The 14,263-nt window shown below is 74.1% G+C and carries 14 protein-coding genes, 4 tRNA genes and 1 pseudogene; 11 read left to right on the forward strand and 8 right to left on the reverse strand.

Translation table 11 applies throughout. From position 1 onward, the window contains the following. Positions 1 to 48: 48 nt before the first annotated feature. From ACFC1R_RS21690 to ACFC1R_RS21705, 4 genes are all read right to left on the reverse strand, one after another. A tRNA-Phe gene (locus tag ACFC1R_RS21690) sits at positions 49 to 125 on the reverse strand. Positions 126 to 152: 27 nt separating this feature from the next. Continuing rightward, a tRNA-Asp gene (locus ACFC1R_RS21695) sits at positions 153 to 226 on the reverse strand. A gap of 57 nt (positions 227 to 283) precedes the next feature. Then, a tRNA-Glu gene (locus tag ACFC1R_RS21700) sits at positions 284 to 356 on the reverse strand. Between the two features lie 121 nt (positions 357 to 477). Then, positions 478 to 819, reverse strand: a complete 342-nt coding sequence (locus tag ACFC1R_RS21705; RefSeq protein ID WP_375941087.1) for a metallopeptidase family protein — start codon at positions 817 to 819, stop codon at positions 478 to 480. 167 nt (positions 820 to 986) lie between these two features. Here ACFC1R_RS21705 and crcB (ACFC1R_RS21710) point away from each other — a divergent pair, with 167 nt between their 5' ends. The 6 genes from crcB (ACFC1R_RS21710) to ACFC1R_RS21735 all read left to right on the forward strand — a co-directional run bounded on the left by crcB (ACFC1R_RS21710) (position 987) and on the right by ACFC1R_RS21735 (position 6,991). Next, a complete protein-coding gene (crcB, locus tag ACFC1R_RS21710; RefSeq protein ID WP_375940955.1) occupies positions 987 to 1,580 on the forward strand; it encodes a fluoride efflux transporter CrcB in 594 nt (197 codons plus the stop codon). Then, positions 1,577 to 1,963, forward strand: coding sequence for a DUF190 domain-containing protein (locus ACFC1R_RS21715; RefSeq protein ID WP_375940957.1), 387 nt, complete (start codon positions 1,577 to 1,579; stop codon positions 1,961 to 1,963). The genes crcB (ACFC1R_RS21710) and ACFC1R_RS21715 overlap by 4 nt, the downstream gene beginning before the upstream one ends. Before the next feature lie 14 nt (positions 1,964 to 1,977). Continuing rightward, entirely contained in the window at positions 1,978 to 2,352 is a 375-nt protein-coding gene (gene crcB, locus ACFC1R_RS21720; RefSeq protein ID WP_375941089.1) for a fluoride efflux transporter CrcB, read from the forward strand. 612 nt (positions 2,353 to 2,964) lie between these two features. Continuing rightward, positions 2,965 to 3,480, forward strand: coding sequence for a hypothetical protein (locus tag ACFC1R_RS21725; RefSeq protein ID WP_375940959.1), 516 nt, complete (start codon positions 2,965 to 2,967; stop codon positions 3,478 to 3,480). Between the two features lie 194 nt (positions 3,481 to 3,674). Next, on the forward strand, positions 3,675 to 6,050 hold the full coding sequence (locus ACFC1R_RS21730; protein WP_375940960.1) for a DEAD/DEAH box helicase: 2,376 nt from the start codon (positions 3,675 to 3,677) through the stop codon (positions 6,048 to 6,050). 113 nt (positions 6,051 to 6,163) lie between these two features. Next, positions 6,164 to 6,991 (forward strand): TIGR02452 family protein, encoded by an 828-nt coding sequence (locus ACFC1R_RS21735; RefSeq protein ID WP_375940962.1) that lies wholly within the window; start codon positions 6,164 to 6,166, stop codon positions 6,989 to 6,991. A 240-nt stretch (positions 6,992 to 7,231) separates the two neighbouring features. On the opposite strand, the gene ACFC1R_RS21740 is transcribed toward ACFC1R_RS21735, so the two are convergent. From ACFC1R_RS21740 to ACFC1R_RS21750, 3 genes are all read right to left on the reverse strand, one after another. Next, positions 7,232 to 7,528 (reverse strand): hypothetical protein, encoded by a 297-nt coding sequence (locus tag ACFC1R_RS21740; protein ID WP_375940964.1) that lies wholly within the window; start codon positions 7,526 to 7,528, stop codon positions 7,232 to 7,234. A 212-nt stretch (positions 7,529 to 7,740) separates the two neighbouring features. Beyond that, complete coding sequence (locus tag ACFC1R_RS21745; protein ID WP_375940966.1) at positions 7,741 to 8,451, reverse strand: tyrosine-protein phosphatase; 711 nt, start codon at positions 8,449 to 8,451, stop codon at positions 7,741 to 7,743. Between the two features lie 106 nt (positions 8,452 to 8,557). After that, positions 8,558 to 9,304: an SDR family oxidoreductase gene (locus tag ACFC1R_RS21750; RefSeq protein WP_375940968.1), complete on the reverse strand. Its 747-nt coding sequence runs from the start codon at positions 9,302 to 9,304 to the stop codon at positions 8,558 to 8,560. A 98-nt stretch (positions 9,305 to 9,402) separates the two neighbouring features. Here ACFC1R_RS21750 and ACFC1R_RS21755 point away from each other — a divergent pair, with 98 nt between their 5' ends. After that, positions 9,403 to 9,996, forward strand: a complete 594-nt coding sequence (locus ACFC1R_RS21755) for a transglutaminase family protein (protein ID WP_375940970.1) — start codon at positions 9,403 to 9,405, stop codon at positions 9,994 to 9,996. A gap of 32 nt (positions 9,997 to 10,028) precedes the next feature. Here ACFC1R_RS21755 and ACFC1R_RS21760 read toward each other — a convergent pair whose 3' ends face one another. Beyond that, the gene (locus ACFC1R_RS21760) at positions 10,029 to 11,219 is read right to left on the reverse strand and encodes a DNA glycosylase AlkZ-like family protein (RefSeq protein WP_375940972.1); all 1,191 of its coding nucleotides are present in this window, start codon (positions 11,217 to 11,219) and stop codon (positions 10,029 to 10,031) included. A gap of 322 nt (positions 11,220 to 11,541) precedes the next feature. Between ACFC1R_RS21760 and ACFC1R_RS21765 the strand changes: the two genes are divergently transcribed. From ACFC1R_RS21765 to ACFC1R_RS21780, 4 genes and pseudogenes are all read left to right on the forward strand, one after another. After that, entirely contained in the window at positions 11,542 to 12,216 is a 675-nt protein-coding gene (locus ACFC1R_RS21765; RefSeq protein ID WP_375940974.1) for a DNA polymerase beta superfamily protein, read from the forward strand. 151 nt (positions 12,217 to 12,367) lie between these two features. Beyond that, positions 12,368 to 12,440, forward strand: a tRNA-Lys gene (locus ACFC1R_RS21770). A 1,028-nt stretch (positions 12,441 to 13,468) separates the two neighbouring features. After that, on the forward strand, positions 13,469 to 14,002 hold the full coding sequence (locus ACFC1R_RS21775; RefSeq protein WP_375941091.1) for a M23 family metallopeptidase: 534 nt from the start codon (positions 13,469 to 13,471) through the stop codon (positions 14,000 to 14,002). Next, positions 13,963 to 14,160, forward strand: a pseudogene (locus ACFC1R_RS21780) (LLM class F420-dependent oxidoreductase); the annotation flags it as partial. The gene ACFC1R_RS21775 and the pseudogene ACFC1R_RS21780, both read left to right, overlap by 40 nt. Positions 14,161 to 14,263 lie beyond the last annotated feature (103 nt).

A 14,263-nucleotide genomic window follows, 5' to 3' on the forward strand; every position in this document is an offset into this window, starting at 1 on the left:
AAAGCCCCCGTAGCGCTTTGCGCTCGGGGGCTTTGTGCTGATCAGCACTGGTGGCCAGGGCCGGGGTCGAACCGGCGACCTTCCGCTTTTCAGGCGGACGCTCGTACCAACTGAGCTACCTGGCCGTACTACACCGTCTCTTGCGAGACGAGCGATCCCGACGGGACTTGAACCCGCGACCTCCACCTTGACAGGGTGGCGAGCTAACCAACTGCTCCACGGGACCATGCACGGTATTTCTCCGCGCAGGCCTTGCGGCACTGACTTTACTACGGGTACTGCGTGCCCCCAACGGGATTCGAACCCGTGCTACCGCCTTGAAAGGGCGGCGTCCTGGGCCACTAGACGATGAGGGCTTGCGGCCCTTCCGGCTGTTATCCAGCGTTCGGGGACGTCGAGAAGCATATGGGATGCCGGGCGCGAACACCAAAACGGTTTCCGTCCGGGCGAGGCGGGCCCCTCCGAACGGGGGTGGGGTCAGGACCAGCCGAGCTCGTGCAGCTCGTGGTCGTCGAAGCCGAAGTGGTGGGCCACTTCGTGGATCACCGTGGTGCGGACCTCCTCGACCACCTGCTCGCGGGTCTCGCAGTGCCGCAGGGTCGGGCCCAGGTAGATCAGGATCCGGTCCGGCAGCACGCCCGCGTACCACTCGCCGCGCTCGGTGAGCGGGGTGCCCTCGTACAGCCCGAGCAGCTCGGGGTCGGCCGGGTCCGGTTCGTCCTCGACGAAGACGGCGACGTTGTCCATCATCGCCGCGAGCTGCGGGGGAATCTGGTCCAGGGCATCGGCGACCAACGTCTCGAACTCGTCCCGGGTCATGTCCACCGCCCCATTGTCGGGTGACGGGTGACGCGTTGCCAGATGATCGGCGGCGGTTTTCGACGGCCCGTCGCCCGGAGGCCGGGCCGGGGCGGTGGCGGTGCCGGCGCGGTGGCCGTGTCGGGCGCCGGTGCCGGGGCGGCGATCCGCCGGTGATTGACTGAAGTGTGCGTGCGGAACGGATCGGACAGGAGCGGCGGCCCGAGGCGGCTGCGGCGGTGCGACGGGCCCGGCCGTCGGTCCTCAAGGGGCAGGGCCCGACGGTGGCCGTGGTCGCGCTGGGCGGGATGCTCGGTGCCGCGCTGCGGTACGGCGCCGCCCTGCTGTGGCCCACCGCGCCGACCGCCTTCCCGTGGACCACCCTGGTGGTGAACGTCGTCGGCTGTGCGGTGATCGGTGCCTTCCTGGTGCAGATCACCGAGGGGCGGACGCCGCACCCGTTGCTGCGCCCGTTCTTCGGCACCGGCGTCCTGGGCGGGTTCACCACCTTCTCGACGTACGCCGTGGACGTGCAGCGCCTGGTCGGCCACGGACAGCCGGGACGCGGCGTGGCGTACCTGGCGGCGACCCTGCTAGCCGCGCTGACGGCGGTCTGGACCGCGTCGGTACTGACCCGGCGGCTGCGGGCGGTGTGGCAGGCCCGGGTACAGGCCCGCGTGGAGTCGCGGGCCGAGTCGCGGACGGCGGCGCCGGGAGCGGTGAGCCCCGCGCCCCGGGCGGACTCGGGCGAGCGGAGTGCGGAAGATCGGGGTGCGGAATGAGCAGGTCGGCGGGTAACGCGCTGCGACTGACGGTGTACGTCGGGGAGAGCGACTCCTGGCACCACCGGCCGCTCTACAGCGAGATCGTGCACCGGGCCCACGCCGCCGGGCTGGCCGGGGCCAGCGTCTTCCGGGGCGTCGAGGGCTTCGGGGCGTCCTCGCTCGTCCACACCGCACGGCTGCTGTCGCTCGGCGAGGACCTGCCGGTGGCGGTGGTGATCGTGGACGCCGCGGAGCGGGTCCGGGCCTTCCTGCCCGAACTCGACGGACTGGTCGGGGACGGGCTGGTGACCCTCGACGAGTGCGAGGTGGTCCGCCCCGGGCCCCGGGCCGGAGGCGCCCCCGCAGCCGGGAACGGCCGGGGCACGGAGGGGGCGAAGTGAGCTCCACCGGGTTGGTGAACTGGCTGCTGGTGCTCGCGGGGGCGGCGGTCGGCGCGCCGCTGCGCTATCTGACGGACCGTGCGGTGCAGGCCAGGCATGACACGGTCTTCCCCTGGGGCACCTTCACGGTCAACGTGGGCGGCTGTCTGGTGCTGGGGCTGGTCACGGGGGCGGTGACCGCCGGCGCCGTCGGGTCACCCGTCCAGTTGCTGCTCGGCACGGGCCTGTGCGGGGCGCTGACCACGTACTCGACCTTCTCGTACGAGACGTTCCGGCTGGCCGAGAGCGGGGCCCGGCTGTTCGCGGCGGCGAACGTCGTGGGGAGCCTGCTGGCGGGCCTGGGGGCGGTGTGGGCGGGCTCGGCGGGGGCCGACGCGTTCTGGGGCTGAGCCGGCCGTCCCGGGGGCGCTGAGGGGGGCCTGGCGGCGCGGAGGGGGCCTGGCGGCGGTGAGGGGCGTGAGCGCTCGCGCGGAGCGGTGGGCGAAGGCGAGGGGCCGGTCGGGGCGGCGGCGGGCCGGGGTGGCGATTCGCCAGGGGTCGGCGAGGTGCGGCGGGGTGCCGGGCCGAAGGCGGGTGCCTTCCGTCTCGCGCGGATCCCCGCGCCCCTGGCGGGGGTGAGCGCTGGTGCGGAGCGGGAGGCGGAGTGCGCCCCCGGGCGCCGGCGCTCGTGCGGATCGGGTCGCTGACCGTGTCCGGTGGGCCGCGCGCGCGTTGGGCACCGGAAGCGGCCGTCCGTGCGGAGCGTGTGCGCGGCGAGCCGGAGCGTGCGCGGGAGGCCGTTCTCGGCCGACCCGGGCGGGGCGGGCAGGAGAGGTGGCTCGGTGATGGCAGGGCGTACGACTCGGCAGGCACGGACGGCGGGGGCGGCGCGGACGGCACAGGTGCGCCAGAAGCCTGCGGCACCTGCACCGGAGCCCGTGGGACGGTCCGGGGCGGGGCCCGTGGTCCGGGTGGTCGCCGCGCGCGCCGGGCGCCGGACCCGGGGGAGTGCGCGGGCGCGCGTGGCCGGCGGGGTGGTGCTGGCCCTGGCCGGGATGGGGATGGCCGGGTGCATGTCGGTCGGGGCGGGCGCCTCGGAGCAGCCGGGCACCCAGCCGGTCGGGCAGACCGGCGTGGTCGGGAAGTCCGGCGCCAGCGTCGTGCCGGGCAAGGCCGGGAGCGTGCAGCGGCTGGAGCGCCCCGGTGGCGGCGGTGGGGGCCCGGAGGCGGCGGCTGCCGTGGCCGTTGCGGCCTCGCCGGGCGCCACGGCGCCCGGGGCCACCGCGCCGCCCCCGGCGGGCCAGCCGGCGCCGCCGCCCGGCGGGCAGGCCGGCGGGGTTCCGAGCGACAGTCCGGACACCCACCCGGCGGGTTCGCCGAAGCCTCCGGGCGGCACCACCACGGGCCCCTCCGCGTCCTCGGGCGGTTCGCCCAGCAGCGCCCCGAGCGCACCTCCCCCGTCGCCCACCACGACCCCGGATCCCGCGCCGAGCAGCAGCGGAACAGTGGCCCCGACCGGCGAACCCACCGGCCATTAGCGCTGTGGCCAGCGCATTTGCCTAGGATCCGGAGGTTCCTCTATGGTGGTAGATCGTTCGTTTGATCCATTTGACTGGCGCCCTGTTCCGATCTGGCGCCCTTGGCGCGTTCCGGCGATCCGTGGCTGACCGCATAGAGGCGGTTGTGAACAGAACCCCGGACTTAGGCGCGTGCCACTTCCGGAAGGTTTTGAATGTCTCTCGTTGACGACGACCGCTTCGCCATGCCCGCGAACGGTTCGGACGCCGATGTCCCCGCCACCACCGACTCCGCCGAGATCGCCGAGGCCGTCGAGGCCGTCGAGGCCCCCGAGACCGTCGACGCGGTCGAGGCCGCCGCCGACAGCGAGCCCGCCGAGCCGGCCGAGCCCACCATCACCTTCGGCGACCTGGGCCTGCACGACGACGTCGTGCGCGCCCTCGCCAAGCGCGGTGTCACCACCCCGTTCCCGATCCAGGCCGCGACCATCCCGGACGCGCTGGCCGGCAAGGACGTCCTGGGCCGTGGCCGCACCGGCTCCGGCAAGACCCTGAGCTTCGGTCTCCCGCTGCTCACCCGCCTCGCCGACGGCGAGCGCACCAAGCCCAAGCACCCGCGCGGCCTGATCCTGGTCCCGACCCGCGAGCTGGCCATGCAGGTCGCCGACGCCCTGGAGCCGTTCGGTTCGGTGCTCGGCCTCAAGCTCAAGGTCGTCTGCGGCGGCACCTCGATGTCCAACCAGATCTACGCGCTGGAGCGCGGTGTCGACGTCCTGGTCGCCACCCCGGGCCGCCTGCGTGACCTGATCAACCGTGGCAGCGCCAAGCTGGCCGACGTCCAGGTCGCCGTGCTCGACGAGGCCGACCAGATGGCCGACATGGGCTTCCTGCCGGAGGTCACCGAGATCCTCGACCAGGTTCCGTCGGGCGGCCAGCGCCTGCTGTTCTCCGCCACCCTGGAGAACGAGATCGACACCCTGGTCAAGCGCTACCTGAACAACCCGGTCACCCACGAGGTCGACCCGTCGGCCGGTGCGGTCACCACCATGACCCACCACATCCTCGTGGTGAAGCCCAAGGACAAGGCGCCGATCACCAACGCGATCGCCGCCCGCAAGGGCCGCACGATCATCTTCGTCCGCACCCAGATGGGCGCCGACCGCGTCGCCGAGCAGCTCATCGAGGCCGGCGTGAAGGCCGACGCGCTGCACGGCGGCATGACCCAGGGCGCCCGTACCCGGGTCCTCGGCGACTTCAAGGACGGCTACGTCAACGTCGTCGTCGCCACCGACGTCGCCGCCCGTGGCATCCACGTGGACGGCATCGACCTGGTCCTGAACGTGGACCCGGCCGGTGACCACAAGGACTACCTGCACCGCTCGGGCCGCACCGCCCGCGCCGGCCGCTCCGGCACCGTCGTCACCCTGGTGCTCCCGCACCAGCGCCGCAGCGTCTTCCGCCTGATGGAGGACGCCGGTGTCGACGCGGGCCGCCACATCCTGGACCACGCCTTCGACCCCGAGGTCGCCCGGATCACCGGCGCCCGCTCGCTGATCGAGGTCCAGGCCGAGTCCGCCTCGGGCATCGCCGGTGCGGCCGAGCGCGAGGTCGCCGAGATGACCCGCCAGCTGGAGCGCGCGCAGCGCCGCGCCGGCGAGCTGCGCGAGGAGGCCGACCGCCTGGCCGCGCGTGCCGCGCGCGAGCGGGCCGAGCTGGGCATCGAGGACGAGGTCGAGGCCGCTGCCGAGGAGGGCGCCGAGTCGGCTGCCGTCTCCACCGAGGCCGCCGCCGTCGTGACCGAGACCGCCGCTCCGGCGGCCGAGGCCGGCCGTGCGCCGTCGTACCGCGAGGCGCGCTCCGAGCGCACCTCCTCGTACGGTGACCGTGACCGCAACCGTGACGACCGCGGCTTCAGCCGGGACCGTGACCGGGAGCGTCCGGCCTTCGGCCGTGACCGCAGCCGTGACGACCGCGGTGGCCGTTCCTTCGGTGACCGTGACAACCGTTCGGGCGGCTTCAACCGTGACGACCGCGGTGGCCGTTCCTTCGGTGACCGTGACAACCGTTCGGGTGGCTTCGCCGGCCGCGACCGTGACGACCGCGGTGGCCGTTCCTTCGGTGACCGTGACAACCGTTCGGGTGGCTTCAACCGTGACGACCGCGGCGGCCGTTCCTTCGGTGACCGTGACAACCGTTCGGGTGGCTTCGCCGGCCGCGACCGTGACGACCGCGGAGGCCGTTCCTTCGGCGACCGTGACCGCAGCCGTGACGACCGCGGTGGCCGTTCCTTCGGTGACCGTGACAACCGTTCGGGTGGCTTCGCCGGCCGCGACCGTGACGACCGGGGTGCCCGTTCCTTCGGCGACCGTCCGGCCCGTTCGTTCGGCGACCGTCCGGCCTTCGGTGACCGCAACCGTGACGACCGCGGTGGCAACACCCGTCCGTTCGCCCGTCGCGACGACCACCGCTCCGGTGGCCGTCCGCAGGGTGGCTTCAACCGCGACGACCGTGGCGGCCGTTCCTTCGGCGACCGCGACTCGCGCGGCGGCAGCTTCAACGGCGGCGACCGCAAGCCGCGTTGGAAGAACTGACGCTTCGCAGTGACCGCTGGTCGGGCCCGCTCCACTTCGGTGGGGCGGGCCCGTCCGCGTTGGGGCGGAAACCCCCTGGTGGGGCGGCACTCGGCTGACGTACCGTCACCGGTATGAGCAGTCGATTGCACCAGGTCGCGACAGTCAACGAGGAGATCGCGGAGCGCGGCAGCTACCGGGCCGACCGCACCGGGGCGGTGGTCGAGATCGGCGGGTCACTGGCCGCCGCACGGGCCGGGACGGTCTCCTACGCGCCCGAGGACGCCGTCGGCGTGGCCGAGGCGTCCCGTGGGCCGTTCGCCGGGACGCCGGAGGTCACCGCCGAGGGAAGCATGCAGGCGGCCCGTCGCCTGGTGGAGGACGGCGGCGAGCACGTCGGCGTGCTCAACTTCGCCTCCGCGCGGAACCCCGGCGGCGGCTACCTGCGGGGCGCCCGCGCGCAGGAGGAGGACCTCTGCCGCAGTGCGCTGCTGTACCACTGCCTGCTCGCCGCGCCCGACTACTACGAGGCGCACCGGGCCTCCCCGGACCTGCGCTACAGCCACCGGGTGATCTTCTCCCCCCGGGTTCCGGTGATCCGGCAGGGGGACGGAGCCCTGTCGGCGCAGCCGTACCCGGTCTCCTTCCTCACCTCGCCGGCGCCCAACGCGGGTCAGCTGGCCCTGCGTTCGGGCGGTGCACCGGTGGGCGTGCAGAAGGTGCTGGCCGAGCGGGCCGAGCGGGTGCTCGCGGTGGCGGCGCACCACGGTGTGCGCGAGCTGGTGCTGGGGGCATGGGGCTGCGGGGTCTTCCGCAACGACCCGGCGGAGGTCGCGGCGGCCTTCGAGCACGCCCTGGGGGTGTACGGCGCGGCGTTCACCCGGGTGGTCTTCGCGGTCTGGGACCGGTCGCCGGTGTCCGCGAACCGTGCGGCCTTCGAGCGGCGCTTCGCCGCTTCGTAACGGCGGTTGCTCGGGCGCGGTTGCTCGGATGCCGTGGTGCGGGGGTGGTGGCTCGGACGCGGTTGTTCGGATGCGGGTGCTCGGCAGCGGGGCGATCCGTCAGGGGCGGGTGGCTGCTACCGGGCCGGCCGGGTGGGGCGGTTGTGCCCCGGACGCCGGTGGTGGGCGGTGCGGCCTGCCTCCGGAGCGCTCCGCCTCGGTCCGGGCCGGGCGCTCCTGGAGGCCTCAAGGCCCCCGGGATCAGCGCCGGGTGGCGACGACGGAGGCCGCTGCGACGACGCCGGTGACCGCGAGGACCGAGGGCCAGGCGCCGATCTTCTTCGAGAGCGGGTGGGAGCCGCCGAAGGCGGCCACGTAGAGGCCGGTCAGTGCGGCGGCGGTGCCGGTGCCGGCCTGCCGCTGCCACTGGTACGCGGAGGCGGCGCCCGCCGCGGCGAGGACCACTCCGCCCAGCTCGCGCCGGCCGCTCCAACGCGCGGTGCCGTAACCGCCGATGAGACCGGCCGCCGCCACCGCTGCCGTCGGGATCTTCGCCATCGTCCAACTCCTCCGCTGCTCTGTCCTGGGGTTTCCACCGACCCTAACGCGCGTCCTTCGCGGGGAGTGCCGGGTCGTCGGCGGTTCGGGTGGGGCCGGTGCTGCCGAGCGGCGCTCAGTGCTTGAAGACCTCGCGGTCGTGCCAGTGCAGGAAGTCGGGCCTCACGGGAGTGAGGTGGCAGTGGGAGCGGGGTGGCAGGGGGAGCCGGGCGTCAGCGGGTCAGTGCGGTTCGCAGGGCGGTGAGTTCGGCGGCCGTGACGCCGTGGGTGTCGAGGAAGGACTCGATGGTGCCGTGCAGGGTGCGGAGCCGGTGCAGGGCCTCGGCCAGCAAGTCGGCGGTGACGGGCCGGGAGAGGCGCTCGGCCCCGGTCTCGTCGATGTACGGGGTGGGGCCGTCGAGGAGGCCGAGGCCCGCGTTGGAGTGGAGGAAGTCGGCGGTGATGTCGGACTCGGCGGCACCGAGCAGGTGCTGCAGGACCGCGATGGTGAGGCCGGTGCGGTCCTTGCCGACCGCGCAGTGGACCAGGGTCGGGAGCCCGCCGGGAGCAGCCAGGTGCCGGATGGTGGCGGCGATCGAGGGCCCGGAGCTCTCGGCCATGAAGCGGTACAGCGCGGCCTGGTCGTCCGGCCAGGGCTGCCCCTGCGGGGTGCGCTCCGGGAGGGTCGGGAGGTGGCGGGTGGCGAGGTCGAGGCCGTGCAGCCGGTCCGGCCAGTGGGTCAGCTCGTGGTCGCCGCGCAGGTCGATCACGGAGCGGACGCCCAGGGCCTTGAGGCGCTGGGCGCCTTCCGGGGTCAGTTCGTTGAGCGATCCGGAACGGTAGAGCAGACCTGGACGGATCGGGCCGACGGCCGCGTCGCGGAGGTTCCGGACGCCGGGGATGTCGAGGAGGGGGGACGCAGCGTCGGAGTGACGGAGGCTCATGTCCGCAACGGTAGCCCGCCGGACCGTCCGGGCGGGGGCGTTCCAGGTGAACGGTCGGGTGGCCGGCCGTGCCCCGGTGGAGGTGCGGCCGGCCACGCCGGGGCGGCTAGCGTCCGCCGGAGATGTCGAGGAAGGTGCCGGTGGCGTACGAGGCGGCGGGGGAGAGCAGCCAGAGGATGGCCTCGGCGACCTCCTCGGGCTGTCCGCCGCGTTCCATCGGCAGGTTGGGCGCGACCCGGTCCACCCGGCCCGGTTCGCCGCCCAGCGCGTGGATGCCGGTGTGGATCACTCCGGGGCGTACGCAGTTGACGCGGATGCCCTCACGGGCGACCTCCAGCGCCAGGCCACGGGTCATGCTGTCCAGCGCACCCTTGGAGGCGGCGTAGTCCACGTACTCGTTCGGCGCGCCGAGCCGGGCGGCGGTGGAGGAGACGTTGACGATCGCGCCGCCCGTGCCGCCGTGCCGGGTGGACATCCGGCGGACGGCCGCGCCCGCGCACAGGAACGGCCCGGTGATGTTGGCGGACCAGATCCTGGCCAGCCGGTCCTCGTCCAACTCGTCCAGGCGGCAGTGCTTTTCGAGCGTGCCCGCGTTGTTGACCAGGGCGGTCAGTGGTCCGAGCTCGTCGTCCACGGTGCGGAACAGCCGTTCCACCTCGGCGCTCCGGCTGACGTCCGCCCGGACCGCGACCGCGGTGCCGCCGGCCGAGCGGATCTCCGCCACCACGGCGGCCGCGGCGGCTTCGTCCGCACGGTAGTTGACGCACACGCGGTACCCGCGGGCGGCCGCGAGCCGGGAGGTGGCGGCGCCGATCCCGCGGCTGCCGCCGGTGACCAGAACGACCTCGGACATGGCGGCCTCCGACACGGGCTGGGTGGACTGCTCGGGTCACCGTAGCCCACATGCCGGAATTCGATGAGCACGGGCCGGAGTCCGGCCATCATGACGCCATGAATCCCGGACCGATCGGGCTGTCGCCCGCCTCAGCCGACCTCGCCGACTACCTGGCCGCCGACGACGTGATCGACCACAGACACCCGGAGATCCGGGTCCTCGCCGACCGGCTGTGCGGTGACAGCCGACAGGCCGGGGCGCGCGCCGCGTTCGAGTACGTACGGGACGAGGTGGCGCACTCCGGGGACGTCGGCGAGTGGAGTGCCGCGTACCGGGCGTCCGACGTGCTCGCGAGCCGCAATGCGATCTGTCACGGCAAGGCACACCTGCTCACCGCGCTGCTGCGGGCCCAGGGCACCGCCGCCGGCCTGTGCTACCAGCGGCTCGGGGTGCTGCACGGGCTGGTCGCCGTGCACTGGCCCGCGACGGGCGGATGGGTGCGGCTCGACCCGCGCGGCAACAAGCCGGGTGCGGACGCCCGGTTCGCCGCCGAACCCGGTGCGGAGCGGCTGGCCTGGGTGCCGGATCCGGCGGCGGGCGAGTTCGACTACCCGACGGTGTACCCGAGTACGCCACCGGTCCTGCGCCGGGCGCTCGCCCGGGCCAGGCCGGGCGAGCAGGGGTTCGGTCACCTGCCGTCGGAGCTGTAGGTGCGCCGCGGCCCGGCTCGGCCGGTCCTCGGCTAGCCCGCTGCGGCGGCGGACCGGATCGCGGCGATCTTCGGGGCGCGGCTCTTCGGCGAGTCCAGGCTGAACCCCCTGGCGTCGCCCAGCTGTTCGCGGACGAAGGCCTCGGTGCGGGCGATGGTGTCGCGCAGCTCGGCGTCGGCCGGCACGAACAACTGGTGCACGATCTCGCGCTGTTCGGTGTCGTACTCCCAGAAACCGATGATCCGGCCGCGGTCCACCACGATGTGCGTCTGCGGGCCGGCCTCGCTGCCGAAGCTGCGGCCGGCCTTGGCGCCGGGCACCGGGCGGTCGGCGTCGGCCGGGTCGATCAGGCGGGGCAGCGCCCGGTGTAGCAGGTGCAGGCCGTCGATTCCGGCGAGCAGTGCGTAGCCGGGTGCGGCCGGAACGGTGAACTCGGCGAACTCGTCGGCGAGTTCCCGGTCGATCAGAAGGTCGGTGCCGGGGACCGTGCTCAGGTCGAGGGCGGCGACGGCCTGCTTGGCGGTGGCCGCCGGAAAGCCGGAGAACCAGCGGAAGTTCTTGAGCGAGGCGGGGCCCGCCCAGGAGAAGTACCGCCGGGCCAGCTCGGTGGCGGATCCCCGGACCGGCTGGTCCCACGCGACGTAGCCGTAACGCTGCTGGTCCAGACGGCCGTTGACCGGGACCCGGCGGATCAGGCCGCGGGCCTGCATCAGTCCGAGGGCCAGCGGGAGGGTGGTGGACAGCCCGCGCTTCTTCCCCGCCTCGCCGAGGCTGCGGACGGCGTCCCCGGTGCCCTCCCGGATCGCGGCCGGGTTCAACGGCTCCGATCCGGCGAGGACTCGGGAGATCCGCAGGCAGAGCTTCTCGATCTCGTCCCGGCGGACGCCCAGGTGCCGCTCCGCCGTGGCGAGTTCGCCCTCCGGCGCGGCGGCGCCGACGGCCAGGCCGAGTGCGTAGTCGGCGGCCGGGAGGACGTAGGTGCAGCCGCGGGCGGCCGGGAGTTCGTGCACCTGCAGGTCGGCGACGGCCGCGTCGACGGTCTCCCGGTCGAGACCGGCGCGGGCGAACAGCCCGAGGTACGGGGCCGCGCCACCGACCGAGCGGGCCCATCCGGTGGCGGTCAGCACCTCGGCCGGGGAGGCGCCCCGGTGCGCGCCGTCCAGCCACTGCCGATGCGCCCACCAGGCACGGAGTCTGGCCGCCGGGATCTCGCTGTTCGCCATGCGGTCCAGTATCGGCGCGCGGTGCCCCGGGCGGGGCGGCGACGTGCCGGGCGGGTGCCGCGCTGGGCAGGCGCCGCGGGCGCGCTGGGCAGGCGCCGTGCCGGGCGGGCAGCGGACAGGAGTGCGCGCGGCTGTTCGGGGCATCGGGAATTCGTTCGCGCGTGGCTCGCCCGTCGGGGGAGACTGCCGACGGCGCGCCGGTCCGCCCGGTCCGTGCCCGGTCCCTGGTCCCCGGTTCGCCGCCGACCGTCCACAGCCCACTGTTCACCGCGTGCACCACCGCGCGCACCACACACCGCCTCGCCGAGGGAGCGACGTACTCATGCACCTACTGCTCTCCGGCATCGTCGGCTCCACCGCCTACGGCCTCGCGCACGCCGGCTCCGACCTCGACCGGCTCGGCCTGTTCGCCGCGCCCACCGAGCAGTTCCACGGGCTGCACCGGCCGGTGGAGTCGCACGTCACCACCGCCCCCGACACCACCCTGCACGAGGCGGCCAAGTGGTGCCGGCTCGCCCTCAACGGCAACCCGACCGCCTCCGAACTGGTCTGGCTGCCCGCCGAGCTGTACGAGGTGCGCACGCCGCTCGGCGAGGAGCTGATCGCAATCCGGCGCTCCTTCCTCGGTGAGCGCGCGGTGCGGAACGCCTATCTCGGGTACGCCACCCAGCAGTTCAGGAAACTGAGCAGCCGGGACAGCTCCGACGAGACGTCCCGGCGGCGGGCCGCCAAGCACGCCAGGCACCTGGTCCGCCTGGTCGGGCAGGGCCTGGCGCTGCACGAGACCGGCGAGCTGGGGATCCGGCTGGCCGACCCGGCCCAGGTCCGCGAACTCGGCGAGCGGTACGCGGACCGGCCGGACCTGGCGGTGGACCTGCTCGCCGACGCGGAGTCCCGTTTCCGCCGACCGGGTGTCCTTCCGGCCGAGCCCGACGAGGCGCCCGTCGAGTCCTGGCTGCGCCGGGTCCGCGCGGCGCACCTGTCCACTCCGTCCTGACCAGCCCGAACGCCCCACCCGTCACACCTGCCCGCCCGGCCCCACCGGACACCCCGGCGCAACCCGGGCAATCCACTGGCCAACAGCCGGTGATCTCCGGGTAGGATCGCCCTGGCAGGTGCCCTACCACCACGGTGGAGCGCCGGTCGGCGGGCCGCTAGCTCAATTGGCAGAGCTGCGGACTTTTAATCCGTAGGTTCAGGGTTCGAGCCCCTGGCGGCCCACTCGGAATGCGGCGGTCACACCGCCTCTGAACTGCAACGCGGCACCCCGGCTCATGCGAGCAGCCGGGGTGCTGCTGCTTTCTCGGACTCCGACGAGTCCGCTGCTACCGCACTCCGCGCCGGTTCTCGAGCTCGCTCGAACTCTCCGCGTGGGCACGGGCCCATGGCCTGAGGCGTTGGGCCTGGGGGTCGTAACAGCACGAGGCCGCCGCCCATGGGGGAGAGCAAGGCGGCCAGGGCGCTTCCGACCTGCAACGCAGCACCCCGGCCGGGGTGTTCGTGCGTGTGGGGGTACCGGCCGTCCCTGCCGAGGGGGTGCCGGTGCGGCCTTGTATGGTGCCCTGATGTCGTCCGTTGGGTACGGGAGTGATCGCCGCGTCGAGGTGGAGGCGTTGCGCGGGTTTCTGTGGGCGGACCCGGCGCGGTGGCCGGAGTTGGCGCCGCAGGTGGTGGAGCGGGTGGGCGCCGATCGGCTGCGGCGGATCGTGGCCGCCACCCGGGAGCGGGTGGGCGGGTTCCGGGAGGTCTCCGACAGCCGTGCGGGGCTGGTGGTGGCCGGGCCGGGCGGCCGGGCCCTCGCCTGGGTGCAGGTGGACCGGGACGGACTGCTCACCGGTCTGCTGATCTCCCCGGCGCCGCAGGGCCGTGCGGAGCCTCCGGTGGCGGTGCAGCGCCTCCTGGTCCGGGCGTTCCACTGGCTGCTGATCGGCTACTGGGCCTTCTGCTGCTGGACTTCGACGGACGTCACCGGGTGGGCCGGCGCGCTGCTCGGTCTCGCGTTCGGGTGCGTCCTGTTCGAGGGCTACGGCGCTGTGGGCACCGAGCCCTGGTGGAGCCGTCGGCCGCTCGAGGCGGTGGCGTTGGCGGCCCTCGGCTCGGCCTGGCGGCTTCCCGGGCTGCCGCCGGGCGGCGACCGGGTGCCGCTCGTGGTCGGGGCGGTGCTGGCGGGTGTGAGCACCGGAGTGCTGATCCGGGCCCGCCGGCACAGCTGGGGGACCGGCCCGGAGGTGCCGCTGGCCCGGTTCCCGATGCGGGGCAGCTGGTACGTCTGCCAGGGCGGGGGCCGGTACCTGAACCACCACGTCGATGTGCCCGAGCAGCGTGGAGCCGTCGACCTGCTCCAGGTGGGCCGCAGCGGGTCGTACCGGGGCGACCCCCGGGAGCTCACGTCCTACCACGCTTACGGGGCCGAGGTGTTCGCGCCCTGCGACGGGTGGGTGGTGGCGGCGGTCGACGGGCTGGCGGACCAGGTCCCCGGCGTGATCCGGTACGGCCCGCTGTACGGCAACCACGTCTTCATCGACACCGGAACGGAGCTCGTCAAGCTCGCCCACCTGTTGCCCGGCAGCGTGGCGGTGACGGTGGGTCAGGAGGTGGGCGCCGGGCAGCTGCTCGGCCGGATCGGGAACTCGGGCAACAGCAGCGAACCCCATCTGCACCTCCATGCCGAGCGTCAGGGCCGGGGCCTGGACCTGGTGTTCGCGGATGTCGGCGGCCGCCTGCACCGGGGCCGTACGGTCCGCGCCGGGCGGCCGCGATCGGGCGCGAGGTGGACGAGCTGAAGGCGAACGGCCTGGCCGGTGCTCCGGGGGAGGTGGCGGAGAAGATCGGCCGCCACCGGGAGGCCGGGACCCAGCGGATCTACTTCCAGATCCTCGACCTCGACGACCTGGACCACCTGGAGCTGGTCGCAGCCCGGGTCCGCCCGCAGGTCGGCTGAGCTGGGCCGGGGCACTCCGGCGGCCGGTGCGGTGGGCCGGCAACCGGGAACGGCCGCAACGGTGTGGCCGGTGCACCTCGTCCCGGCGGGGGCGGGTGGGCCA

It is taken from the genome of Kitasatospora sp. NPDC056138, assembly GCF_042264695.1.
In the GTDB taxonomy this organism is placed as follows: Bacteria; Actinomycetota; Actinomycetes; order Streptomycetales; family Streptomycetaceae; genus Kitasatospora.

What these genes read in the sequence shown, in the direction of transcription:
- ACFC1R_RS21775 (WP_375941091.1), top strand. Translation starts at nt 13,469, where the DNA reads ATGCGGGGCAGCTGGTACGTCTGCCAGGGCGGGGGCCGGTACCTGAAC.
- ACFC1R_RS21715 (WP_375940957.1), top strand. Translation starts at nt 1,577, where the DNA reads ATGAGCAGGTCGGCGGGTAACGCGCTGCGACTGACGGTGTACGTCGGG.
- ACFC1R_RS21760 (WP_375940972.1), bottom strand. Translation starts at nt 11,219, where the DNA reads ATGGCGAACAGCGAGATCCCGGCGGCCAGACTCCGTGCCTGGTGGGCG.
- ACFC1R_RS21740 (WP_375940964.1), bottom strand. Translation starts at nt 7,528, where the DNA reads ATGGCGAAGATCCCGACGGCAGCGGTGGCGGCGGCCGGTCTCATCGGC.
- ACFC1R_RS21735 (WP_375940962.1), top strand. Translation starts at nt 6,164, where the DNA reads ATGAGCAGTCGATTGCACCAGGTCGCGACAGTCAACGAGGAGATCGCG.
- ACFC1R_RS21755 (WP_375940970.1), top strand. Translation starts at nt 9,403, where the DNA reads ATGAATCCCGGACCGATCGGGCTGTCGCCCGCCTCAGCCGACCTCGCC.
- ACFC1R_RS21745 (WP_375940966.1), bottom strand. Translation starts at nt 8,451, where the DNA reads ATGAGCCTCCGTCACTCCGACGCTGCGTCCCCCCTCCTCGACATCCCC.
- ACFC1R_RS21705 (WP_375941087.1), bottom strand. Translation starts at nt 819, where the DNA reads ATGACCCGGGACGAGTTCGAGACGTTGGTCGCCGATGCCCTGGACCAG.
- ACFC1R_RS21750 (WP_375940968.1), bottom strand. Translation starts at nt 9,304, where the DNA reads ATGTCCGAGGTCGTTCTGGTCACCGGCGGCAGCCGCGGGATCGGCGCC.
- ACFC1R_RS21765 (WP_375940974.1), top strand. Translation starts at nt 11,542, where the DNA reads ATGCACCTACTGCTCTCCGGCATCGTCGGCTCCACCGCCTACGGCCTC.
- ACFC1R_RS21730 (WP_375940960.1), top strand. Translation starts at nt 3,675, where the DNA reads ATGTCTCTCGTTGACGACGACCGCTTCGCCATGCCCGCGAACGGTTCG.